General features: G+C 55.1%; 23 protein-coding genes and 1 riboswitch. Of the genes, 11 read left to right on the top strand and 12 right to left on the bottom strand.

Features of this window, described 5'->3' with window-relative positions:
- Nucleotides 1-40: 40 nt before the first annotated feature.
- Entirely contained in the window at nucleotides 41-565 is a 525-nt protein-coding gene (locus AB7E06_RS09510) for a carboxymuconolactone decarboxylase family protein (RefSeq protein ID WP_230018915.1), read from the top strand.
- Here the strand turns inward: AB7E06_RS09510 and AB7E06_RS09505 are convergent.
- Entirely contained in the window at nucleotides 562-1,503 is a 942-nt protein-coding gene (locus AB7E06_RS09505) for a LysR family transcriptional regulator (protein ID WP_125277370.1), read from the bottom strand. The two genes, AB7E06_RS09510 and AB7E06_RS09505, sit on opposite strands and share 4 nt — an antisense overlap.
- An 86-nt stretch (nucleotides 1,504-1,589) precedes the next feature.
- On the opposite strand from AB7E06_RS09505, the gene AB7E06_RS09500 reads away from it, so the two are divergent.
- Together AB7E06_RS09500 and AB7E06_RS09495 are read left to right on the top strand one after the other, a co-directional pair.
- Nucleotides 1,590-2,228: a threonine--tRNA ligase gene (locus tag AB7E06_RS09500; RefSeq protein ID WP_125277369.1), complete on the top strand. Its 639-nt coding sequence runs from the start codon at nucleotides 1,590-1,592 to the stop codon at nucleotides 2,226-2,228.
- Between the two features lie 394 nt (nucleotides 2,229-2,622).
- Nucleotides 2,623-3,282, top strand: a complete 660-nt coding sequence (locus tag AB7E06_RS09495) for a LysE family translocator (protein ID WP_321267539.1) — start codon at nucleotides 2,623-2,625, stop codon at nucleotides 3,280-3,282.
- A 142-nt stretch (nucleotides 3,283-3,424) separates the two neighbouring features.
- Here AB7E06_RS09495 and AB7E06_RS09490 read toward each other — a convergent pair whose 3' ends face one another.
- The 6 genes from AB7E06_RS09490 to AB7E06_RS09465 all read right to left on the bottom strand — a co-directional run bounded on the left by AB7E06_RS09490 (nucleotide 3,425) and on the right by AB7E06_RS09465 (nucleotide 9,256).
- Nucleotides 3,425-3,547 carry a putative transporter small subunit gene (locus AB7E06_RS09490; protein ID WP_094195454.1) on the bottom strand — a complete coding sequence of 41 codons (123 nt, stop codon included), beginning with the start codon at nucleotides 3,545-3,547 and terminating at the stop codon, nucleotides 3,425-3,427.
- Nucleotides 3,548-3,579: 32 nt separating this feature from the next.
- A complete protein-coding gene (locus tag AB7E06_RS09485) occupies nucleotides 3,580-5,277 on the bottom strand; it encodes a sodium:solute symporter family protein (RefSeq protein ID WP_427956555.1) in 1,698 nt (565 codons plus the stop codon).
- A gap of 510 nt (nucleotides 5,278-5,787) precedes the next feature.
- Nucleotides 5,788-6,600, bottom strand: a complete 813-nt coding sequence (locus AB7E06_RS09480) for a winged helix-turn-helix domain-containing protein (RefSeq protein ID WP_094195452.1) — start codon at nucleotides 6,598-6,600, stop codon at nucleotides 5,788-5,790.
- An 11-nt stretch (nucleotides 6,601-6,611) separates the two neighbouring features.
- Nucleotides 6,612-6,935, bottom strand: a complete 324-nt coding sequence (locus AB7E06_RS09475; protein ID WP_094195451.1) for a hypothetical protein — start codon at nucleotides 6,933-6,935, stop codon at nucleotides 6,612-6,614.
- Between the two features lie 318 nt (nucleotides 6,936-7,253).
- Nucleotides 7,254-8,033 carry a response regulator transcription factor gene (locus AB7E06_RS09470; protein WP_094195450.1) on the bottom strand — a complete coding sequence of 260 codons (780 nt, stop codon included), beginning with the start codon at nucleotides 8,031-8,033 and terminating at the stop codon, nucleotides 7,254-7,256.
- A 347-nt stretch (nucleotides 8,034-8,380) separates the two neighbouring features.
- Nucleotides 8,381-9,256, bottom strand: a complete 876-nt coding sequence (locus tag AB7E06_RS09465) for an ATP adenylyltransferase family protein (RefSeq protein WP_094195449.1) — start codon at nucleotides 9,254-9,256, stop codon at nucleotides 8,381-8,383.
- Nucleotides 9,257-9,372: 116 nt separating this feature from the next.
- On the opposite strand from AB7E06_RS09465, the gene AB7E06_RS09460 reads away from it, so the two are divergent.
- The 4 genes from AB7E06_RS09460 (at nucleotide 9,373) to AB7E06_RS09445 (ending at nucleotide 11,571) form a co-directional block, all read left to right on the top strand.
- Complete coding sequence (locus AB7E06_RS09460; protein ID WP_094195448.1) at nucleotides 9,373-9,750, top strand: RidA family protein; 378 nt, start codon at nucleotides 9,373-9,375, stop codon at nucleotides 9,748-9,750.
- A 92-nt stretch (nucleotides 9,751-9,842) separates the two neighbouring features.
- The gene (locus tag AB7E06_RS09455) at nucleotides 9,843-10,340 is read left to right on the top strand and encodes a RidA family protein (RefSeq protein ID WP_094195447.1); all 498 of its coding nucleotides are present in this window, start codon (nucleotides 9,843-9,845) and stop codon (nucleotides 10,338-10,340) included.
- Between the two features lie 146 nt (nucleotides 10,341-10,486).
- Nucleotides 10,487-10,837 carry a CidA/LrgA family protein gene (locus tag AB7E06_RS09450; protein ID WP_094195446.1) on the top strand — a complete coding sequence of 117 codons (351 nt, stop codon included), beginning with the start codon at nucleotides 10,487-10,489 and terminating at the stop codon, nucleotides 10,835-10,837.
- Nucleotides 10,837-11,571 (top strand): LrgB family protein, encoded by a 735-nt coding sequence (locus AB7E06_RS09445; protein WP_094195445.1) that lies wholly within the window; start codon nucleotides 10,837-10,839, stop codon nucleotides 11,569-11,571. The genes AB7E06_RS09450 and AB7E06_RS09445 overlap by 1 nt, the downstream gene beginning before the upstream one ends.
- 21 nt (nucleotides 11,572-11,592) lie before the next feature.
- Here AB7E06_RS09445 and AB7E06_RS09440 read toward each other — a convergent pair whose 3' ends face one another.
- The 4 genes from AB7E06_RS09440 to metX all read right to left on the bottom strand — a co-directional run bounded on the left by AB7E06_RS09440 (nucleotide 11,593) and on the right by metX (nucleotide 15,336).
- Nucleotides 11,593-12,210: a trimeric intracellular cation channel family protein gene (locus tag AB7E06_RS09440; RefSeq protein ID WP_094195444.1), complete on the bottom strand. Its 618-nt coding sequence runs from the start codon at nucleotides 12,208-12,210 to the stop codon at nucleotides 11,593-11,595.
- 8 nt (nucleotides 12,211-12,218) lie between these two features.
- The gene (locus AB7E06_RS09435; protein ID WP_427956547.1) at nucleotides 12,219-13,448 is read right to left on the bottom strand and encodes a muropeptide transporter; all 1,230 of its coding nucleotides are present in this window, start codon (nucleotides 13,446-13,448) and stop codon (nucleotides 12,219-12,221) included.
- A 17-nt stretch (nucleotides 13,449-13,465) separates the two neighbouring features.
- Nucleotides 13,466-14,095, bottom strand: coding sequence for a methionine biosynthesis protein MetW (gene metW, locus AB7E06_RS09430; protein ID WP_094195442.1), 630 nt, complete (start codon nucleotides 14,093-14,095; stop codon nucleotides 13,466-13,468).
- Nucleotides 14,092-15,336 (bottom strand): homoserine O-succinyltransferase MetX, encoded by a 1,245-nt coding sequence (gene metX, locus AB7E06_RS09425; RefSeq protein ID WP_427956544.1) that lies wholly within the window; start codon nucleotides 15,334-15,336, stop codon nucleotides 14,092-14,094. Before metX ends, metW begins: the two co-directional genes overlap by 4 nt.
- Nucleotides 15,326-15,404: riboswitch (SAM riboswitch) on the bottom strand. It overlaps the preceding gene by 11 nt.
- 203 nt (nucleotides 15,405-15,607) lie before the next feature.
- Here metX and AB7E06_RS09420 point away from each other — a divergent pair.
- Entirely contained in the window at nucleotides 15,608-15,883 is a 276-nt protein-coding gene (locus tag AB7E06_RS09420; protein ID WP_094198239.1) for a response regulator transcription factor, read from the top strand.
- Here the strand turns inward: AB7E06_RS09420 and AB7E06_RS09415 are convergent.
- A complete protein-coding gene (locus AB7E06_RS09415; protein WP_125277362.1) occupies nucleotides 15,813-16,343 on the bottom strand; it encodes a hypothetical protein in 531 nt (176 codons plus the stop codon). The genes AB7E06_RS09420 and AB7E06_RS09415 overlap by 71 nt on opposite strands.
- Nucleotides 16,344-16,537: 194 nt before the next feature.
- On the opposite strand from AB7E06_RS09415, the gene gshA reads away from it, so the two are divergent.
- From gshA to AB7E06_RS09400, 3 genes are all read left to right on the top strand, one after another.
- Nucleotides 16,538-18,121 (top strand): glutamate--cysteine ligase, encoded by a 1,584-nt coding sequence (gene gshA / locus AB7E06_RS09410; protein WP_427956540.1) that lies wholly within the window; start codon nucleotides 16,538-16,540, stop codon nucleotides 18,119-18,121.
- A 361-nt stretch (nucleotides 18,122-18,482) separates the two neighbouring features.
- Entirely contained in the window at nucleotides 18,483-20,531 is a 2,049-nt protein-coding gene (locus tag AB7E06_RS09405) for a TonB-dependent receptor domain-containing protein (RefSeq protein WP_427956537.1), read from the top strand.
- Complete coding sequence (locus AB7E06_RS09400) at nucleotides 20,528-21,304, top strand: class I SAM-dependent methyltransferase (protein ID WP_094195437.1); 777 nt, start codon at nucleotides 20,528-20,530, stop codon at nucleotides 21,302-21,304. The genes AB7E06_RS09405 and AB7E06_RS09400 overlap by 4 nt, the downstream gene beginning before the upstream one ends.
- Nucleotides 21,305-21,577: the final 273 nt, after the last annotated feature.

Below are 21,577 nucleotides of genomic sequence, written 5' to 3'. Positions count from 1 at the left end.
AACCAGCCGCAAGAAGCACCGCCATACATAAAGGAGAACCATGGCCCGCCTACCTTATGCTGACCTGAACGCCCCCGAAGCCGCCCCATTGGTAGAACAAATCATTGCAGAGCGCGGCAGTGTCTTGCACCTGTACCAGATGCTGCTGCACAGCCCGCCCATTGCAAAAGGCTGGCTGAATCACCTGACGGGCATACGTCACAACAGCAGCCTGCCGGGTGATCTACGCGAGCTGGTCATCATGCGTGTAGCCTTGTTGAATCGTGCCCCTTACGAGGCCGATCAACATGCCCCTATCGCTCTGGCTGAAGGCCTGAGCCAGGCTCAACTCGATGCCCTGCCCGACTGGCAGAATTCGGATGCGTTCACGCCCATCCAGTGTGCGGTACTGGCCTACACCGATGCCATGACCTTGAAGGTGCAAGTGGAACCCGCCGTTTTTCAGGATGTACGTCAGTATTTCGATGAGCGCCTGACTGTCGAGCTGACCGCTACCATTGCTACCTACAATATGGTGTCGCGCTTTCTGGAAGCCTTGCACATCCACTCAGACGACTCGCGTTAAACCGGCACCCTAAGTACATTCGTCCTGCTGCCTCCCAAGCGCCCCGCCAGAAACTCCACAAACAAACGCAGTTTGGGAGGCAGATGGCGGGTGGGCGGATACAAGGCCCACAAGGCACCACAATATTGAGTGCGGAACTCCCAATCGGCCAGCACACGTACAATGCGCCCTTCCTGCTCGGGCTCTCTGGCCACAAAACAGGGCAAACTGCCTATCCCCAAGCCACGCTCGACCGCATCCAGACGCACACCCGTATGATTAGCCGCGTAACGCCCACTAACCGACACATTCAGCACCCGCCCTCCTTTATTGAAGCGCCAGCGTGAATCGCTGGGCGCCTCGCCCAGATAAATGCAGCTATGTTCGCGCAATTGCTGTGGATGCACGGGCAGGCTGTGCTCGGCCAGATAAGCGGGGCTGGCATACAAGCCATGTCGAATATCGGTCAGATGACGGCCCATCAAACCCGGTGGCGGCTGATCGGTGATTCGTATCGCCAGATCCAGTTGATCGTCGATCAGATCGGCGTAGCGATCATCCAGATTCATCAGGACATTCACCTTGGGATGCGCCGCCAAGAAGTCCGGCATATGAGGATGGATCAGAAAATGCCCCACTGCTTTGGGAACACTCAAGCGAATCTGCCCCTCTGGCTCGGTCTGGAACTGTCCCGAAATTTCCATCGCGGCCTGGGCGCAAGACAGCATGTCACGCGCATGCTCATAAATTGCCTGCCCACTATCACTTAAGCGCAATTTGCGTGTCGTGCGCTGCAGAACGCGCGTTCCCAGACCTTTCTCCAAACGCGCAATGGAACGGCTGACCGCCGACGGGGTATAGCCAAGCTGGCGAGAGGCTTCGGAAAAACTGCCTGTCTCCACCACTTTGACAAAAACCACCATGTCACTCATCAGGGAAGTGAGATTACTTGTGCTCATAGGGAATAAATCATTTCAATGAATTGCAATTACCAGGACTGCTGACAATGCCTACAATGCTTTAAAGCCAATCGACCGATAATAAAATGCAAGATAAATTATATTTGACCAGCCACAGCCTTACCTGCACAGCGGAAATCCTGGAGGGTTATCACTCCGAGAATGAACGCTACGCTGTCAGGCTGGATAAAACCTTATTTCACCCTCAAGGTGGTGGTCAGCCCTGTGACAAAGGCACGATAAATGGGAACGAGGTTCTGCACGTGGCGCAAAACCGCGATGGCCATGTCCTGCACTACCTGCACAAGTACCTGCCTTTGGGCCCAGTGGAACTACGTATCGACGGCAACCATAGACGGGAAAACGCTCGCTTACACACCGCAGGCCACATGATCGGTCATCTGCTGGAGCGCATTGGTTGGCAAGCGGTAAAGGCGCATCATTGGCCGGGTGAGTCGCGTGTCGTGTTTCGCAGCTCCGCAAATGCCCTGCCCCCACTTCTGGATGATTTGTCGAACCACTGTGCCGAACAAATCCAACTGGCCCAAGCTATCTTCATCAGTTTCCAGGCTGGCCGACGCCAAGTTGCAATTGGCAATCTGGGTCAATACCCATGTGGCGGCACCCATGTTGAAAACACATCTGAATTGGCTGGATTGAAAATAATTCGCATCAAAAACAAAAAGGATGAACTGAGTGTTCACTATGAAATGATGACCGAATAAACAATAAAAACCAGGATAGTTGATTAGCACCGTCTATCAATGGGAAAAGACAAGAGCCTTTTAAAAACACCAAGAACATGAGGGATGTATTGAGAGGCTGAACGATTACAGATTGGACATATGCAGTCCCTGCAAATAGCGAACTTCTGGCTACCCGACGTTCCCGCTGCATTGATGCGTCCACCTCACAAAAGCTGGGCGACGCTATCCTCGCCCAAAACGCCCTCGATCACTACCCGCCCAGCAACCCGCAAGGGCAACGTAACAATGGCCAAGCCGGAAGGAGAGCTGCAGAGCATCTCGTCACCCCAAGCAAGGGCAACTTGCGCCTGAGCCCGTCTTGCCTTGTGGGATATCGCAGACCTGCCATGCCGCTGATTTTTTGGAGTGAATAGTGTTGCAAACCTATTGGCCAGAGTTCACTACTCTGGCGTTGATTCATTTTTTGGCCGTGATTGCCCCTGGGCCTGACTTTGCAGTCACCATCCGCCAAAGTGTGCGGCTGGGCCGCCAGGCCGGCATTGCCACCGCTATTGGCATCGGGGCGGGAATTTCCGTTCATGTGATCTACACCTTGTTGGGCGTAGGCGCTTTACTGCACTCCACCCCCTGGCTGATGAGCGTGGCCGAAATATTGGGCGGCGCTTACCTGCTGTACATAGGCTGGGGATTTTTACGACAGGCCAATTCTCCCATGGAGGTAAGCCTAACCGAGTCCAGCAATGGCGAACCCGCTGCCGTCAGCGTGCGTCAGTCTCTGGCGCTGGGCTTTATGACCAATGCCACCAACCCCAAAGCCACCTTGTTCTTTCTGGCAGTATTTACATCAATAGTCAGTGCCAGCACCCCGCTCAGCACCCAAATGCTCTACGGCGTCTGGATGTGCCTAGTCAATGCGGGCTGGTTTATTGTCGTTAGTCTGATCTTCACCAATCCTCGCGTGCGCCAGCGTTTCTTACGCATGGGAACCTGGTTTGAACGGATAACAGGCGTCTTGCTACTTGGTTTTTCACTGCGCCTGCTGGTGCATGCCGGGCAGCGTCTTTTGATCTGAGCAGACAAAAGCCGAACAGTGTCAAAGATCGCAGCTCACCTTTGCACTCTGGCCTGCATAAGCGATAAATAGCAGCAAGCATGATTGCTCTAGCGCCATAAAAAAATCGCCCCGCCTTGTGAAAAGGCGGGGCGATTTTTCATTAGACCATGGACTGGCCCGTCTTACGGGCTCTGCGCCAATCCCGGATCAGGTTGCCAACCAGCAAGACTAAAATGATGGCCGACATGACAGGCCAGATCATAAAGTAAATCGTCATCAACATAAGATTCTCCTTTGCTTTTTTCTATCGTGAGTTCAAGCGCGGGCCGAAACCGGCTCACCTTTCACTTCACGCTGTTTCTTGCCCGGTACGGGAGTCTCGTCATAGTGAAAAGACTGCACGCGCTCGGCCAGGACGGAAAAATCAAAACGTTCCTGACTACGCAAACTGATGGCTACACAAACCACAGCGCTAACGCCGTAAGCCGTCAAGGACCCCAGCAAAACAATGTACTCACGCAGAAAACCAATGAAGTTGGGAAGCAAGATAGCGGTCGCAATCACACCAATCGCAATGGCAATACGGCTGCGGAAAAACGCAAAGGTCATCAAACCAGCAACAACACCACCGCCAATCGATGCAGTCACTTCGTAGAACAAGGCCACCACACCCTCGATAGGGATCAGCTCAAAGCGGACGATCGTAAACAGCACAACAGCGCACAACACCGACCAAGTAAACGCTTTGTTGGTAACACGATCCCAGTAAAAACTGACAATGACCGGGAACACAATCGCGCCCCACAAAGCACCGACAAACACTAGCATCACCAAAATATCCAGACGCAAACTGGCGAAGATCACCCCCACCATCGTGGCAACGACCATCGTGACACGGCCCCACCACAGCATACGAGCGGGTTTTGGGCGACCACGAGCAATGTTCTTGGCGTAAATATCCGTCATCACGATCGCTGACAAGGCGGCCAGGTCCGAGTCCGCAGTGGAAGACAAGGAGCCCACCACCAGAACGAAAAACAAGGCAATGCCAACGGGTGGCAGATACGTAGACGCCATCTGCGGGATGATGTTGTTCATATTGCCATTCACAGGCTGCAAGCCGGTGAACAAAGCCAGCAGACCCAACATACCCAAACCAATGACAACGGCACCGTAACCAATCGTGGCCGTCAGGAAAGTGGGCTTGATCAGATCCTCTCGCACTGCAAACAGGCGTTGGGCAATCGTCTGGTTACCAATCGCGTAAGCCAGTACAGCCACAAAGTACGGCGCACCTTGCTCCAAAATGGCCTTGGTCGAATAGAAGTTGGCTTGCTCGGAATCCAGACGCCACCAATTGGCCTGAATCATCTCTGTGCCACCAGCATTAAAGAAGATCAGCGGAATAATGACGACGGCTGACAAAATCATGGCAACCAGTTGAGCAAAGTCCGTCATCACCGAGGCGCGAAAACCTGACCACAAGGTGTAGGACAGCACCCCCAGACCCGCAATCAGCACACCTTGAATAAATGTCAGAGGGCTAAGGATCGAGACCAACGCACCCGCGGCGGTGAAGTTCACCATCAGGCTGATGCTACTGCCCACCACGTTGGAAATCGCCATAATCATCTGACTGGACGAGCCGTGCCGTGCGTGCAGTACCTCGGCCAGCGTATGTGCCTGCGGGGCCAGTTGGCGAAAACGTCGCCCAAAGGGGTAGATGAACAGAATCATCAAAGCACCCCATAGCCCGTAATGTAGAGGGCCTGATAGCCCATATTTAAAACCCGAGGTCGCGCTGGCATAAAAGGACGCGGCCCATATCCAGGTGGCAATCATGCTGGCCGCTGCAAGGCCAAAACCCACTGCACTGTTGGATACCATGTATCCATCCACGTTTTCTTTCTTTTGGCCAATCACGAGCGACATCAGAAATGTCGCACCATAAAAGCCAACCAGCAACAATATGGCCGTTGTGGTTGAAAGCGTAAAAAACTCCGCCTCTTGCATGTCTTTCCCTTTCTCTTCTGCGCGATGGCCGCTTGCAAAACAGCTCTCACTCGCATGCGTGCCGATTCCGCAGTAACGCGCTGGGCGGCACCGATCCCAAGATCAGAACCGAAACACCTGAACCGAACGCGCGCGCACGCGCCTTCGCCCTTGGCCAGAGCCAAAGCGAAAAAAAGCAAGACACAGCGCAAAGTGCCTCACATTACGGCAAGTCTGCGGGCCTTACAGCAAATAAACATGGCCAGAGACAAGCCGCTCTGTTGCAGGCCGAAGTCGTGTGAGACCGTCGGCTGGTTGTTCCGCGACCCAAAGGTCGGGCAAGGTGTTTCGGGCTAAAGCCGGGTTGTTGTGCAACAACCTGTTGAAGAACGGACCGCCATTTTTTATGCAATTTTGTCGCACCTGAACGGCCTGTTCGAGAAGCTGATTCAAAGAACCAGAGCGACCAATTATACATATTTAAAATTTTAGGGTCTATATCATGCTGTTTCAGCATCGAGAAAGGGGTTTTCAGGCCTTTTCAATACACTCGTAGACCTCATCAGTACTCAAGCTGGCACGTGCCAGTTCTTGGCAGGCAGCAGGCACTTTGCCTACAAAAGCGTAGCCCTCCCCTCGCACCGAGCGTATGGGCAGTTCCTCTCCGATCGCCGTTATTTTACGTTTCAAGCGACTGATCAAAACGTCCACAGAACGGGCAGTCGACTCCCGCCCTTCTTCCGGAGGAAACAAACGATCACGCTCTACGGTTTGAGGACTGACCGCAAAAAGAACCTGCACAATACGTCGCTCACCACGCGTCAACAGGACCGAGTGACCTCGTGGCGTGAGCAAAGTCCAACCGTTCTCCATCAAGTCCCATCGTTGCAGCTCCGGCTCCAACTCTGTTTTGTGAGGCAACAGCCCCGCACTGACGGGTTCTGCCAAATCAGTTCGCAAACTTTGCTGCAAGGCATAGCCGCGACGCCGCAAGGCCTGCACGCAAGCCACCACTTCCACCGGCAAAGCATCCTGGTCAAAGCAGGCATCAGCCCCGGCAAGCAACAAATGTCCTCGTTCCAGGCCAGCCATCTTGTCGCGCCGCACAACAAGGACACCTGCAGCAGGAAATTCCATGCGTAAACGATTGATATGCCAAAAAATCTTCTCTGCCTGACACACGAGAGCAAATACCATCTCCGCCCCGATTGAATGCGCTAAGGACAGGCATTGCTCTATCGTCTCTACCGTTTTTATCTTGACACCCCACTGCTCCGACTCCAAGGCAATCTGCTGCAGACTGGCCTTGTCGTTATGTAACAGAAACATTCGTTCTACCGTCATAGTCCTTACCCTTATGGGTCCACACTAGGCAATTGATGTTTTTTACCCCTGGACTGGCCGGCAAATTCGCCACTGGCTGCCTTGACCAGGAACGCGGCTATCAAGGAATCCATGTTGGGATCAGGACTCAGAGTCTCTGGAACCGTCCCGCCCATTTGTTTTAGAGTAGTCTTGCGGACCGCAGCCAAAGAAACAGTCTCGCCAGAAATCAGATGAAAAAGGAGGTACGGTGCCGCAAAGGCACGACCTGCACCCATTCCAGCACAAGCCTGGCTGTCGCCAATGCCGCCGCAGCGGTATGTAGTACGCGTCTTGGGGTTTTCCGTAACTGCCATCAATGTTGTCGTTTTCTCGTTTCAAGCCAACTTATAAATGCTGTTCATAATCTGTCCGCTTATAAAAGAAATTAGCCAAAATTTGCTCTGACCCTCTTGTATTGCACTGACATAACCGAGTTTTCGGGTGCAATACCTCCTCGCCCCGTCATGACGATAATTTGAATGTTTTCTCAAGAAACCCTTACCGAAATTTCATCCCTATTCGGTTTTTTTTATTTTCTTACCATTTTTTTATAATTGCTTTTGAATTTTTACAAAACCTGTTTGAATCACTGCAAACAAACACCCTAATAAACCGTTTATTTCACTTTTGTTTTAAATATTAGGATTTTTGTGCTGTCGGTAAACCGAGGGAGACAGGCCGCTGTATCGACGAAATGCGGTGGCAAAATTGGCCGGATTGAGATAGCCGGACTCGGCCGCCACGTTAGTGATGGCCATATCCGTTTGCCTGAGCAAGTGCATGGCATAACGCATGCGGCTGGAATACACAAAATCGCGCACCGTTAAACCACCACTCTCTTTAAAGAGCTCGTTCAAGCGGCGAGCGGTCGTCCCGAACATCTCGGCCAGACTGTCGACCGTCAAATAATCCGACAGATTGTCCCGCACGTGCTGCTGTACTGCATCGACCAGGCAATGCTGAGCGGATGAACTAGAAAACCCCTTCCCCCCCTTATTAGCACTGCTTTCTTCTCTACTTCCTTCCATCTCCCTCAGGCCCAGATGCAGGCGAATACGCTCGATCACTAATTGCACATGGGTTTGGTACGCAATGAAATCGCGAGCGCCGCTGCGTAAAGCCATGAGCTGACTATCCGCACATAAAACCGCTGACAGGAACACCACCGGAATAGAAGCGGTTTGGGGATTGGCACGCAACATCCGCATAAAAGTGTCGCCCCGCAAACCAGGCAAGTTGTATTCACTCAACACAAAATCAGGCTGCAGGGACTGGCAACGCGCCAAGCCCTGCTGAGCATCCAGCGCAAAACTAATACGAGCAAAACTAGTGCGTAACAAAGCCAGTAAATCGGCTATGCCGGCAGGTTCTGGAGCAATAAGCAAAATATGAGCTTCAGACGAGACATGCATAAGCAATCCACCTATGGGGACAAATAAGTTTGTTTTGTTCCAAGCCGACGCTAATTCTAATAATTAAAAACACTTCCAAATAATTCTCTTATTTTCCCGGCCTTTACATTTCCATTTATTTCCATGAAAACAGTTACATTATTTCATTTCATTTCTTTAAAAAGCAGTAAACTCCTCTTTTGAATGCAAAGATCCGAAAACAAAGCTCCATTACGCTCAAATATTTTTCTTTTGTTTCAAATGAGTAAATTAAGATTCAAAACAATACTCAAACACACAAACAGACAAATAAAAACCCCGCCGTAGCGGGGCTCATCGGTAAAGCAGGGCAAACCTCAAATCAGCGATTATGCGTTGCTGGCATAGCCCGCCCGCGCCAGAACGCCCAACGGGCCGATCTGGCGTACCACATCAATTTGTTCGGGAGTGCGCACATAAATGCAGCCGGCATAAGAGAGGGCATTGACCGAAATACCGTCAACCAACTCCATGCTGCGCGGCACCACCAGCATCCATCCCTGCCCAGCCAGCATATTATGTGGCGGCAGCAAGCCATCTTCTGCGGGTTCCAATCCCAACGCATTGCAGGCAGTTCGATACGAATGCAAAAGACTGGCTGTTAAGACCTCCGGCTCCTGCGCATCCTGCAAACGCACAAAACAGTGCTCAAAAGCCAGCGCGGGATGTTGATGCGCACTGCCTGCAGCAGCCTGGGTGGGGAGCTTGTCCAGATACAGGGCCAGCGAGCCGTTGCTGGCCGCCTGCGGAATCCATTGAGTATGTTTATGACGCTGACTGGCCCCAGCCGGGCCACCGCCGTTATAAAAGCCCAATCCCCCCTGCACGGCCAGAAAGTCCGCCAGAATTCGGAAATCAATATCACGCAGCGGGCTGAGCTGTTCGGAAAACACCTTGTCGGCCAGTACCAGATGCAAGTCACAGACGGCAAACTTGTTCAGCACTATATTGTGTGTGCTGCTGACATCATCCACCGTCAAGGCAGGGGCTGGCGGCAAGAAAGGATTGAAATTGGGGTCGCGCGGCCCACCTGGAATCGAGACGTTGGCAGCATCCTTGGCCGCCAGAGTGGATACCCACCGCACAAAAAATGTCAGCCCTTGATCCCGCATCAGCTGCTCTTGAGCTTGCACGGGCAACAAATCACCACTGGCCAGCGCGGCCCGGCTTAGTTGGTCCAGGCGTTGCAAAATTTCCTTGCTCACGTCGTCTCGCTCCTCATTTGAAGTTGTATAGTGACGCCTTATTGTAGGCAAGAGACGCGAATAAACGCGCATGCTGCCTAATGCGAATTTTCCACCACCTCTATCAGGAGTACTCCATGTCCGGTATCCGCCGTATTGCCAGCCCACTGCCACTGCCCTTCTCACGTGCCACCATGGCTGGCGGTTTTTTGTTCTTGTCCGGCCAGATCCCCTATGATGCCCAAGGTGAAGTGGTGCGTGGCTCCATCCAGGACCAGACCCACGCTGTGTTTGACCGCCTGATCGAAGGTCTGGCTCTGGCTGACGCCACCTTGGCTGATGTGGTCAAAGCCACTGTCTGGCTGTCCGATATGGCCTTGTTTGCCGACTTCAATAAAGTCTATGCCGAGCGCTTTGGCGACACCCTGCCTACCCGCTCGCTGGTTGAAGCCAAACTGGCCAAAAGCGTGGACGTAGAAATTGAAGTTCAAGCCTGGCTGGGCGATCGCGCCTAAGCAGTCTTCAGACCGACGGGTCGTCACACAAATTCACGCTACCAGGCCTTGGATATGGCACACTGAATTCCTCGAGTCCAAGGAGAACTCTGATGCGTTTTTTTGCTTCGGCCCGTCACACTTTACTGGCTTGTTCTGTCTTAGGTCTGGGCACCAGCATCACCGCCTACGCAGCCACGACTGAGAAAGCCGCAGAACCGACTGCGATCAAACGCTTTCTGGGCGATTCGGACCTCCCTTTTTCCCGCGCCGTGCAAGCTGGGGACTTTCTATTGCTGTCCGGACAAATTCCATTGAACGAGAAAGGCGAGATCGTGCGCAGCGGTATTGAAGATCAGACCCATGCCACGCTGGACCGAATTGAAGAGACGCTGAAATTGGCCGGCGCAGACCTTAGCCATGTCGTCAAAGTGACGGTTTATCTATCTGATATGGCCTTGTACGATCAGTTCAACAAAACTTATAAAGAACGCCTGGGCAGCAACTTTCCGGCACGCTCGTTGGTACAGGCCAAACTGGTGGGTGGTGTGGACGTAGAAATCGACGTTCAGGCATGGACAGGCACTAAAACCGGGCCAGCCAAGCATTGATACCGGCCCCTTGCCATAGCCGATCCCTTATAAGCGGCACGCTTACTGCCTGACTGTCTTGTATGGCACACTAGCACCCTTAGCCAGACCTTTTACCCGCGCCAGGCTTACCGCCTGGCGTTTTCGTTGCCTTTACGGACTCTCTCATGATCTACGCGATTACTGCCCTTTTCGCCTTTCAGTTAATCGGCGAAATTCTGGTGCAGACACTCTCTTTGCCGCTGCCAGGGCCTTTGGCAGGCATGCTGCTTCTAGCTGCAGCCTTGCTGATTCGTGGCGGCGTACCGGCCTCGTTGGAAAGCACAGCCAGTGTCATGCTACAGAACCTGATGTTGCTATTCATCCCCGCCGTGACCGGCGTGATGTTGTATTTTGATCGGGTGGCCCAGGAGTGGCAGCCCTTCTTGATCGCCACTTTGGGCGGCACCGTCATCACCATGGTGGTCACAGCCCTGGTACTGAATCGTCTGCTTAAAAACCGCCAGGAAGAAGAATAATGACGGACGGACTTTTTCAAATCTGGGTCTTTCTGTCCAGCTCGCCCCTGCTGTGGCTGACCTTGACCTGCTCGGTCTATGCAGGCTCGGTCTGGATGTACCGCCAATCAGGCAGTAGCCCGTTTTTGCTGCCGATTCTGGTCTCGGTTCTGGTGATTGTGTCCCTGCTCTTGCTGACCCGCACGCCCTACCCCGTCTACTTTGAAGGGGCCAAGTTCATTCACTTTCTGATTGGCCCTGCCACGGTTGCCCTGGCTGTGCCGCTCTACAGCCAGCTGCGTCAGTTGCGCAAGATCTGGAAGCCGCTAACCATTGCCCTGCTGATTGGCTCGGTGACCGCTATTTTCAGTACGGTGCTGATTGCCTGGGCCTTGGGTGGCTCATTTGAAACCATCATGTCGGTGGCACCGCGCTCGGCCACCATGCCAATTGCCATGGCTTTGGCAGAACAATTTGACGGGCAACCTTCCTTGGCGGCTGTCGCTGTTGCCATTACTGGGATCGCGGGCACCATTATGGCGCGCCCGCTGCTGAACGTGCTGCGAATTGATCGCCCCGAAGCCCGTGGCTTTGCTGTGGGCGTGACGGCACACGCCATCGGCACCGCCCGCGCCTTGCAGGTTCATGAAACGATTGGCGCGTTCTCTGCCATTGGCCTGAGTCTGAACGGGATCATGACCGCCGTACTGGTGCCCTTTGTTCCTATTATCTTGCGCTGGTTAGGTGTGGCCTGAGCCAGGCGGGACAGGCTGGCTCTAGCGCCACTCGTCTCGATAGACGAAACGGGGCATCTGCCAATTGCGGTGCAAAGCCAACATACGGAAACCCAGACCGATAATCATGGGGCCCAACAGGGTGACATACGGGTTCCAATCCAGATGCTGGGCACCCAAATACAAAGCGCCAGTCAGCATGGATACACTGGCATACATCTCCTTGCGTAGCAGCAAGGGGATGTCATTGCACAAAATGTCACGCAGGACGCCACCTGCACAACCGGTAATCATGCCGCTGAGCAGCACCACCGTAATCGGCAGCTTCATCTCCAGCGCAATCTGGCAGCCAATCACGGTAAAGACCACCAGCCCCATGGCGTCGAGCAGCAGGAACAGGCTGTGCAAGCGCCGCATGATAGGGGCGATCAAAGCCGTAAGGATAGCCGCACCTGCCGTAATCCACAGATATTCAGGATGCTGTACCCAGGTCAGCGGGTAATGCCCCAACAGCACGTCCCGCACCGAGCCACCACCCAAAGCGGTGACACAAGCGATGGTGCACACCCCCACCCAGTCCATGTCGCGACGGCCTGCGGCCAGCGCCGCGGTCATGGCCTCGGCGGTGATGGCAATAATGTAGAGAACAAGTAAGAGCATGATATTTTTTAAGCATCAAGCTGTTGAAGAAGCCCCCGATAGCAACGCAGCATCAGCAAGCCAGGCACAGCAATAAAGACGGTACAAATAAAAAAGCCCGGCCAGCCCAGGGATTCGACCAGTACAGGTGTCAAAGGCCCAGCCAGATACGTACGCCCCACTGCCGACAAGGCCGACAAAAGAGCAAATTGAGTGGCGGAATAAGTCCGATTGCACAGGGCCATCAGCAAAGCGACAAAGGCTGCTGTGCCTAGACCGCCGCACAGATTTTCCAGACCGACCACCATGCCCATCAACCACATGGACGGCGCGGTTTCAATCGCAATCCACCAATAGCCCAGGTTGGAGACAGCCTGCAACACACCAAAGATCATCAAGGCCCGGTACAGGCCCAGACGAGCCATGATTGCCCCGCCCATCAAGGCCCCAACCACCGTCGCCGCCAAACCAAACACCTTGTTGATCGTGCCAACCTCGGACAGCGTAAAACCGGCCGCACGAATCAAAAAGGTGGTGGACAAGGCACCGGCAAAGGCATCGCCCAGCTTGTAGAGCACGATCAGCGCCAGAATACTCCAGGCGCCAGGGCGCGAGAAGAAATCTGCCAACGGTGCCACGACCGCCTCAGACAAGCTACGGGGCGGACGGCTTTGTTCCTGTGGTTCTGGTGAAATCAAGGTCACCAGCGCACACAGTGCCATGAAAGCACCCATCAGAAAATAGGTATTGGACCAGCCCAACCAGCGATCCGCCAGAATCAAGGCCAGACCACCGGAGACGATCATGGCGATGCGGTACCCCATGACCTTGACCGCCGCCCCGGCCGCCCGCTCCTGCGCTTGCAGCACATCGGTGCAATAGGCATCGAAGGCAATGTCCTGCGTCGCTGACAAAAAGGCCACCCACACGGCCAGCAAGGCCAACGCAGTCAGGTTTACGGAAGGAGAAAACAAACCCATGGCCGCAATCGAGGCGGCCAGCAGCAATTGGGTCAACAATATCCAGCCGCGCCTGCGCCCCATGAACGGTGGTGCATAGCGGTCAATCAGGGGGGCCCACAGAAACTTCAGCGTATAGGCCGAGCCGACCAGCGTCAAAAAACCGATCTCGGTCAGCGAAATATTTTCAACCGTCGCCCAGGCCTGCAAGGTGCCTGAAACCAGGGCCAGAGGCAGGCCGCTGGCAAACCCCAGAATCAGCAAAGGCAAGACTCGGGGACTGGTATAGACACGTGACACGTCAGGCCTTATTAGCGCTAAGCAGCAAGAAAATGGGGAGACTCAAAACGATACATGGCCAAAGTACTGCGCCAGCCCGGCAAAAAACGCACCGTGTCGCGACCATTGAATGCGGCACGATCAAGAATACGTACCCCCACCGCCTGGGCTAGATCTTGAAAGTCTTTCATGGTGCACAAATGGATGTTGGGCGTGTTGTACCACTGGTAAGGCATTTCGCCGGTGACCGGCATGCGTCCACGCAAAATGCTCCAGCCATGCGGCCAATAACCGAAGTTAGGAAACGAGACGATACCATACCGCGCCACCCGCGCCATCTCGCGCAGAATGTGCTCGGTATGGTGCATGGACTGTAAGGTTTTGGACAGCACAACGGTGTCAAACTGCTGATCGCTAAATAGCGCCAGACCCTCTTCCAAGTCCTGCTGAATGACATTGACGCCACGACGCACCGAAGCGATCACGAACTGGTCGTTCAGCTCTACGCCTGTGCCAACGACCTGGCGCGTATCGCGCAGATGCGCCAGCAAAGTGCCATCGTTACAGCCCAGATCCAGCACACGCGAACCTGGCTCAATCCACTGCGCAATGCGCAGCAAATCCGGTCTTAACATGACATCATCCACCTGTGTTTGCGGCTTAGTCATTCTGCCAGCACCCCTGTCGTGCGCGTGCGCGCAGGCAAGCCCAAATTAGCGGCGATCTGGTCATAGTATCCCTGCACAACGGCATGATAACGAGGGTCTTCCAGCAAAAAAGCGTCGTGCCCGTGCGGGGCATCGATTTCAGCATACGTTACCTGGCGCTGATTGCGCAGCAAGGCCTGCACGATTTCGCGCGAACGCTCGGGCGAGAAACGCCAGTCCGTGGTGAAGGACACCAGCAAGAACTTGGCTTGCACCTTTTCCAGTGCCTTGACCAGGTCCCCCTGAGATTGGCGCGCAGGGTCAAAGTAATCCAGCGCACGAGTGATGATCAGGTAGGTATTGGCGTCAAAATAACGCGAGAACTTCTCGCCTTGATAGCGCAAATAGGATTCGACCTCGAATTCCACGCCGTAGTTGTAGTGGTATTCGCCACCTTGGGCTGGCGCACGCTGATTACGACCAAATTTTTCGGCCATGGCCGTATCAGACAAATAGGTGATATGACCTACCATGCGGGCAACGCCCAGACCCGCTTTAGGCACCACACCATGCTCGTAGTAATTCCCACCGTGAAACTGCGGGTCGGACAAAATGGCGCTGCGGGCCACTTCGTTAAAGGCAATGTTCTGAGCCGACAGGCGCGGGGTGCTGGCAATAACCACACAGTTCTCCACACGCTCGGGGCAACTGATGGCCCAGCTCAGGGCCTGCATGCCACCCAACGAGCCCCCCATGACGGCAGCAAACTTGCGGATGCCAAAGTAATCGGCCAAGCGGGCCTGAGCACGAACCCAGTCTTCTACCGTCAGCACGGGAAACTCGGAGCCCCACGGTTTGCCAGTGGCAGGATTGATACTGGACGGGCCGGTCGAGCCAAAGCAGGAGCCGATATTGTTGACGCCGATGACAAAGAAACGATCGGTATCCACTGCTTTGCCAGGGCCGACCATATTGTCCCACCAGCCTATGCTTTTAGGATCGTCATCGTAATACCCGGCGACGTGGTGCGAGGCATTGAGTGCATGGCACACCAATACTGCATTGCTGCGTTCGTCGTTAAGGGTGCCATAGGTTTCGACTGCCAGCTCGTAACTGGGCAGCACTTGCCCGCTGCGCAGATGCAGGGGCTCGTCAAAGGCGATGAGTTCGGCTTGTACGGGGCCCACGGAACCTTCGGGGATCAATCCGCAGGATGGGCTAAGGGCGCCAGTGTCGGCGCTAGGGACGGAATCAGTGGCCATCAGGACCTCTTTAGCTGGATTTATGGAGCGCCCGCAAGCGGATCAGGCAAATCGGCGCAAAACGTATAAGATAAAATTCTAGCATCGCTGCAGCGCGGCGTCCAAATCGACCAGCCGGGATCGATTCAGAACTCTGGGCAACGGTAGCGTCAGAGAAAAGACAATGCTTTGATTTACATCATTATTTTCATACACATTTGTCTGCCAGCTAAGCTAAATTTGAGTACATTGGCCCGACGTTTACCACGAATGCATGAGGAATGGCTTTACCGTGACGCACTTAACTTCACGCGAACAGTCCTGCCTGAACTGGGCTGCCCATGGCAAGACCAGCTGGGAAATCAGCATCATCCTGGGCATTACTGAGCGCACGATCAACTTTCACTTCCAGAACGCCTACGCCAAGCTTGGCGTCTATAGCCGCCAAGCGGCCATTACCCTGGCCTTGCAGCGGCGTCTGATCAGCGGCGACCCAGCTAGCGAGCTAAGCCGTCAAAGAAAACCTTTGCCTGAGCCGCATCCGGAGCCTTACCGGAATCCGTCATAACAAAGCCCTGCACTATCCAGCCTGGCTCCATACGGATCATGGCCTCCAGCCGCAAGGCGACGCCCCCCACATCGCGCGTCATGAAAAACACCTGACCTGGCGGTGGCAGTTGTATCTGGCTTTTCTCGCTGACCTGCCCATCCGGTATGAATTTCCCGCGCAAAGAGTCATGCAGTGCCTCGTACAAGCGCTGGCGGGCGGTCTCGTCCTGTTGCAGCTCCGTGGGCAAAATCACATGACCCACGGTGTAGCTTTGTCCACCCGCCGTGGCGGTCGTCAGATAAAAATCCAGTTGATACTGCTCGAAATCCAGCAATCGGTGACTGGTGGTGGGCTTACCGGGCAACATGGCCGACAGGCCAGTGTGTTCAAGCTGAACCTTGCGCCAGTTAAACTCCGGACTGCAGGCGGCCAAAGTCAAGAAGGCCGCCAGTATCGCAATAATGCGCCTGATCATCATGGTGCTAATCCCGTATCCCGTTTCATGCTTTTCATCGACTGGCTGAACAGCCGCCTTATACTCGCCCTGCCCGATACGCCTTTTGGCGCAACTTAACAAAGCAAGTGTGGTCGGACTACTATTTATAGACGGGGCCAGGCCCCTTTGAACAGTCCCGTATCTTGCACCCGATTTCGAAAGTGGGAAACACCACCATGAACACCAGCCACGAACGCCGCCTTGCCCTGCAACAGAATCCCGAGATTTTGCAGGGAATCTTGCGCGGCATCGAAAAAGAAGGACTGCGCGTCGATGCGCTGGGCCAATTGGCAGCGACCCCCCACCCTAAAGCCATTGGGTCGGCCCTGACCAACGGCCACATCACCACCGACTACGCCGAGGCCCTGCTGGAGCTGATTACTGAACCGCAAGCCCGAGTCGAGGACGTGCTGCAAGAGCTGGCTGACATCCACACATTTGTGGCTGGCAAGCTGGATCAGGAAATGATCTGGAACCAGTCCATGCCTGCGCTGCTGCCTGCCGAAAAGGATATTGCCATTGCCTGGTACGGCACGTCCAACACGGGCATGCTCAAGCATGTGTACCGCCGTGGTCTGGCCGAGCGCTACGGCAAGCCCATGCAATGTATCGCCGGGGTGCATTACAACTTCTCTCTGCCAGATGGCATCTGGCCCTTGCTCAATGTCTGTGGCGACAATTTGCAAGACCAGCGCTCCAACGGCTATTTGGCGCTGATCCGCAACTTCACGCGCTACTCCTGGCTACTGATGTACTTGTTTGGCGCCTCACCCGTACTGGATGCGAACTTCCTGCAAGGACGCAGCAACAGTCTGGACAAGATCGACGAGGACACGCTGACCATGCCCTGGGCGACCAGTCTGCGCATGAGCGATCTGGGCTATCACAACAAGGAAGCCCAGGCCGAGCTTCAGCTTTGCTACAACGACCTGGACACCTTTGTGATGCGCATGTATCACGCTGCCGTCACCCCTTGGCCAGATTACGAAAAGCTAGGCACCCACCGCAATGGCGAATGGATTCAGCTCAACACCCATATTCTGCAGATTGAAAACGAGTACTACTCCAGCATTCGCCCCAAGCGCACCACCCAGCGCAGCGAGCGTCCGGCCACCGCTCTGGCCCAGCGTGGTGTGGAATATATCGAGGTGCGCTGCCTGGATATCGACCCGGAATCGCCCACCGGCATTTCCGAGCAAACCTGCCGCTTTCTGGATACGTTCCTGCTGTTCTGTACCGTACAAGACAGCCCCTTCTTCCCGGATGGCGGTTACTGTCAGGACAGCAAGAACAACTTTGCGACCGTCGTACGTGAAGGCCGTCGCCCCGGCCTGATGCTGACCAATCAACAAAAGGAAAGCGTCAGCCTGCAAGACTGGGGCCATGAGATTCTGGAATCCCTGCTGCCTTACGCGCAAATGCTGGACCAGGCCCTCAATACCCACGGTCACACAGAAGCTGTGCAGGCCCAAATCCGCAAGCTGGACAACCCAGAGCTGACTCCTTCTGCCCAGTTGCTACACCATTTGCGTGAAACCGGCTTGAGTTTTCACGACTACGCATTGCAACGCAGCCGCGAGCATCACGAAACCTTGCTGGCCCATCCTTTGTCTGCCGACAAGCAAGCCGCCTTCGAGCAACAGGCTAAAGAGTCTCTGCAAGCCCAGATTGATATCGAAGCGCAAGATCAAGAGTCCTTTGAGGACTACGTCCATCGCTACGAACGCAACCTGATTCCTCCTGCGGTGGAGAACAGTTAAACCCCATCGTGATGCAATGCCGCCCGCAAGGGCGGTTTTTTTTTTGCCGCCGGGCCGCCCCAAGGCAAAACCTCTCCCCGGGGGACAGCAAGCCGAAGTCGTCGCGAAGGTTTTTTTGTCGCCGGGCCGCCTCACGGCTCGGCGCCCCCGGCAAAAAGTCCTCCTAGGGCGGCAACAAGCCGAAGGCGTCGCGTGGGGGCTTTTCTTGACCGTCTTCTGCACACGAATGGGAGACCGGGCTCACATTGATCCACACACCCGACAAGCTCTCTTTTCCCCTTCCCTCAAAAAGTTTTTCCCTCTATTTTGAAAAACTATTGTTATGTTATAACATCCGAAAATTAACAAACCGGAAGATGAGATGCGTTTCCAACCCCGTCCCTTGCCACTTGCCCTGGCGCTGCTTTTGTGTGCCTCTGCCCAAGCCAATGAACTTGAAGAACCTGTCCCTGAGCTGGCCCCTATCCGAATCTCCGCCAGCCCCCTGGCCTTGCGACAAACCGAACTGGCCACCGCCAGCACGGTCCTGCAAGGCCCCAAACTGGATTTGCGCCGCAGCAGCACCTTGGGTGAATTGCTGGACGGTGAGGTCGGCATTCATGTAGACAGCTTCGGTAGCGGTGCCAGCCGCCCCGTCATTCGTGGTCAGACCGCGCCCCGCGTCAAAGTCCTGAGCGATGGCGCAGAGGTCATGGATGCGTCGGCCATCTCGCCCGATCACACCATCACGGTCGACACCTGGCAGGCAGACCGCATCGAGGTGCTACGCGGCCCATCAGCCCTGCTGTACGGCGGTGGTGCCATTGGCGGTGTCGTCAACGTATTGGATCGCAAAATCCCCACAGCCATCCCCGAAAAGGGGTTTGAAGGTTCGGTGCGCGCTCAGGGTTCCACCGCTGACCGTGGCAGGATCGGCGCAGTGGAAATGACAGCAGGCGAAGGCAATATCGCCTTGCACGTCGAAGGTGCCTCACACCGCAGCCGCGACTATCGTGTTCCCAACTGGACCGACAGCCGTGTCAAGGACTCGGACTCCAGCACAGATACTGGCAGCATCGGTCTGTCCTTTATTGGCGACCGTGGCTACATAGGCGCGGCGTACTCTTACCGCGAGGGCAGCTACGGCCTGCCCGGTCACAGCCATGAATATGAGGACTGCCACCCACACGGTGCCACCCTGCATTGTGGCGGCCATGGTCATGACCACGGTCATGATCACGATCACGGACACGATCATGACCATGATCATTCAGCCACGGCTCACCTGCGCACCGAGCGTTTTGATATACGCGGCGAACTGCGTGATCCTTTACCCGGCTTCAAGCGTGCTCGCCTGCGCGCCGGGGCCACCGACTACCAGCACGTCGAAAAAGATGGGGATATAACGGGCACCCGCTTTACCAATCGCGGCTACGACACCCGCCTGGAGCTGGAACACAATCCTTGGGGGCCGTTTGAGGGCGTTATCGGCCTGCAAACCAGCCAGTCTGATTTTGCTTCCCGCGACGGCACGGAAAACTTCATCCCGCCCACCCGGACTCGCAGCCAGGGCTTGTTCCTGCTGGAAAGCGTGAACTGGGACGACTGGCGTCTGGAACTGGGCGCTCGTCAGGAATGGCAAACCGTCACACCCGACTCGCAAACCCTGGAGCGCCGCAAAGGCACGGCCACCTCCTTCTCCTTGGGCACCGTCTGGGACTTTGCCCCTGAATACGCCGCCAGCCTGTCCATCTCCCGCTCGCAACGTCTGCCCACGGCTCAGGAACTGTTCGCCAAAGGCGTACACTTTGCCACGCTCAGCTATGAGCGCGGTGATCCTAACCTGGATCGTGAGACCAGCCATACTGTCGATCTGGGCCTGCAAAAACACCTGGGCGATCTGCGCTTTGATTTGCGTACCTTCTACACCCGCAGCTCGAACTATATTTATGGCCGCAGCCTGGACCGTCACGAAGACTTCCAGCTGATTCAATACAGCCAGGACAAAGCTCAATTCTGGGGCCTGGAAGCCGAGGCCTCCTACCCGGTCACGTCCTGGGCCTCGCTGAGCGTCTATGGCGATCTGGTGCGCGGTAAACTGCAAGATCCCGGCCGCAACCTGCCCCGCATGCCTGCCGCCCGCCTGGGTATTCGCACGGATGTGAACTGGCAGAACTGGTCCGGTTTTGTGGGTTACACCCATACCTTCGCCCAAAATCGCGTGGCTGAACATGAAGAAGGCTCGCCCTCCTTCGGTTTGCTCAGCATGGGTTTAAGCTACCGCCTGCATATGGACCAAAACACCTACACCCTGTATCTGAGAGGAAATAACTTGCTGAACAAGTTGGCCTACCGCCATACCTCCTTTATTGCCCGTCAGGCCCCCTTGATGGGACGCAACATCCTGGCCGGGATACAGGTGGAATTTTGAGCAAGACTGCCCTACACACCGGTAGCCGTCTCTACCAGATCGTGGCCGACATGCAGGGCGAGCGCCCCTGGGGCAACGTTCTGGATGCCGGCACCGGCAAGGGCTCGTTGCGCTGGCTGCTGACACTGGACACCGAACGCTGGACGGCCATTACGGCCTCACCAGGCATGGCCGAGCAAGTAACACAAGAGCTGGGGGATCAGAAACGTCCCGAGGACCGCCTTCTGGTGGGCAACTGGAGCGACCCGGAGTTTCTGCAAGGCGAACGCTTTGACACGGTTCTGGCGGATTATCTGCTCGGTGCCATAGACGGCTTTGCCCCCTACACCCAGGACCAGTTGTTCAGCCGCCTGCGACCGCTTACCAGCCAGCGTCTCTATATTATTGGTCTGGAACCTTACGTGCCCTATAGCAGCACGGACCCGGCGGGCAAATTGATTGTGGAAATAGGCCGTTTACGCGATGCCTGCCTGCTGCTGGCCGGCGAGCGCCCGTATCGCGAATACCCGATGGACTGGGTACTGCGTCATTTGCGGCAATCCGGCTACCGTTGTGTGGATGCACAACGCTTTGGCATTCGTTACGGCGACAGCTTTATCCACGGTCAACTGGATATGTGTGACGGGCGCCTGCGCCGTCTGAAGGACCGTAATCTGGCCTTGGCCTTGTCCGAGCATGTCCAAACCTTGCGTAAGCAGGCCCTGGCCTTGAATCAGACCTTGGGAGGTCTGCGTCATGGTCATGACTATGTGATTTGTGCCGAAGCTATTTAAAACCAGAAAGCAACACAGGAAAAAGATAAAGGGGCCTTGTCAGCCCCTTTATCTTTTCCAATACACCACTGCTTCACACCGTGTCGCAGCAAGGCCCCCGAAGCACCGCCTGGTTCCCTATTCTTATCAGGCACTGCCCTGCTTGTTTCAAACATTATCCCTAGCTGATTGACCTGAGAACACCTTGCCCCGCCTCCAGGCAAAGGCTGAACACAACCATACAGATGAAATTAACTATTTTGTCCTAGGTCAAATGATCGAGATCAATAGTTA

It is taken from the genome of Alcaligenes sp., assembly GCF_050255915.1.
GTDB classification, from domain to species: domain Bacteria; phylum Pseudomonadota; class Gammaproteobacteria; order Burkholderiales; family Burkholderiaceae_B; genus Alcaligenes; species Alcaligenes aquatilis.
Note: the sequence above shows the minus strand (reverse complement) of the source record. Positions and strands in the feature narration are given on the sequence as shown.

Coding starts and splice junctions, on each gene's coding strand:
- AB7E06_RS09510 (WP_230018915.1), top strand. CDS start 41: ATGGCCCGCCTACCTTATGCTGACCTGAACGCCCCCGAAGCCGCCCCA.
- AB7E06_RS09505 (WP_125277370.1), bottom strand. CDS start 1,503: ATGAGCACAAGTAATCTCACTTCCCTGATGAGTGACATGGTGGTTTTT.
- AB7E06_RS09500 (WP_125277369.1), top strand. CDS start 1,590: ATGCAAGATAAATTATATTTGACCAGCCACAGCCTTACCTGCACAGCG.
- AB7E06_RS09490 (WP_094195454.1), bottom strand. CDS start 3,547: ATGTTGATGACGATTTACTTTATGATCTGGCCTGTCATGTCGGCCATC.
- AB7E06_RS09485 (WP_427956555.1), bottom strand. CDS start 5,277: ATGCAAGAGGCGGAGTTTTTTACGCTTTCAACCACAACGGCCATATTG.
- AB7E06_RS09480 (WP_094195452.1), bottom strand. CDS start 6,600: ATGACGGTAGAACGAATGTTTCTGTTACATAACGACAAGGCCAGTCTG.
- AB7E06_RS09475 (WP_094195451.1), bottom strand. CDS start 6,935: ATGGCAGTTACGGAAAACCCCAAGACGCGTACTACATACCGCTGCGGC.
- AB7E06_RS09470 (WP_094195450.1), bottom strand. CDS start 8,033: ATGCATGTCTCGTCTGAAGCTCATATTTTGCTTATTGCTCCAGAACCT.
- AB7E06_RS09460 (WP_094195448.1), top strand. CDS start 9,373: ATGTCCGGTATCCGCCGTATTGCCAGCCCACTGCCACTGCCCTTCTCA.
- AB7E06_RS09455 (WP_094195447.1), top strand. CDS start 9,843: ATGCGTTTTTTTGCTTCGGCCCGTCACACTTTACTGGCTTGTTCTGTC.
- AB7E06_RS09450 (WP_094195446.1), top strand. CDS start 10,487: ATGATCTACGCGATTACTGCCCTTTTCGCCTTTCAGTTAATCGGCGAA.
- AB7E06_RS09445 (WP_094195445.1), top strand. CDS start 10,837: ATGACGGACGGACTTTTTCAAATCTGGGTCTTTCTGTCCAGCTCGCCC.
- AB7E06_RS09440 (WP_094195444.1), bottom strand. CDS start 12,210: ATGCTCTTACTTGTTCTCTACATTATTGCCATCACCGCCGAGGCCATG.
- metW (WP_094195442.1), bottom strand. CDS start 14,095: ATGACTAAGCCGCAAACACAGGTGGATGATGTCATGTTAAGACCGGAT.
- metX (WP_427956544.1), bottom strand. CDS start 15,336: ATGGCCACTGATTCCGTCCCTAGCGCCGACACTGGCGCCCTTAGCCCA.
- AB7E06_RS09415 (WP_125277362.1), bottom strand. CDS start 16,343: ATGATGATCAGGCGCATTATTGCGATACTGGCGGCCTTCTTGACTTTG.
- gshA (WP_427956540.1), top strand. CDS start 16,538: ATGAACACCAGCCACGAACGCCGCCTTGCCCTGCAACAGAATCCCGAG.
- AB7E06_RS09405 (WP_427956537.1), top strand. CDS start 18,483: ATGCGTTTCCAACCCCGTCCCTTGCCACTTGCCCTGGCGCTGCTTTTG.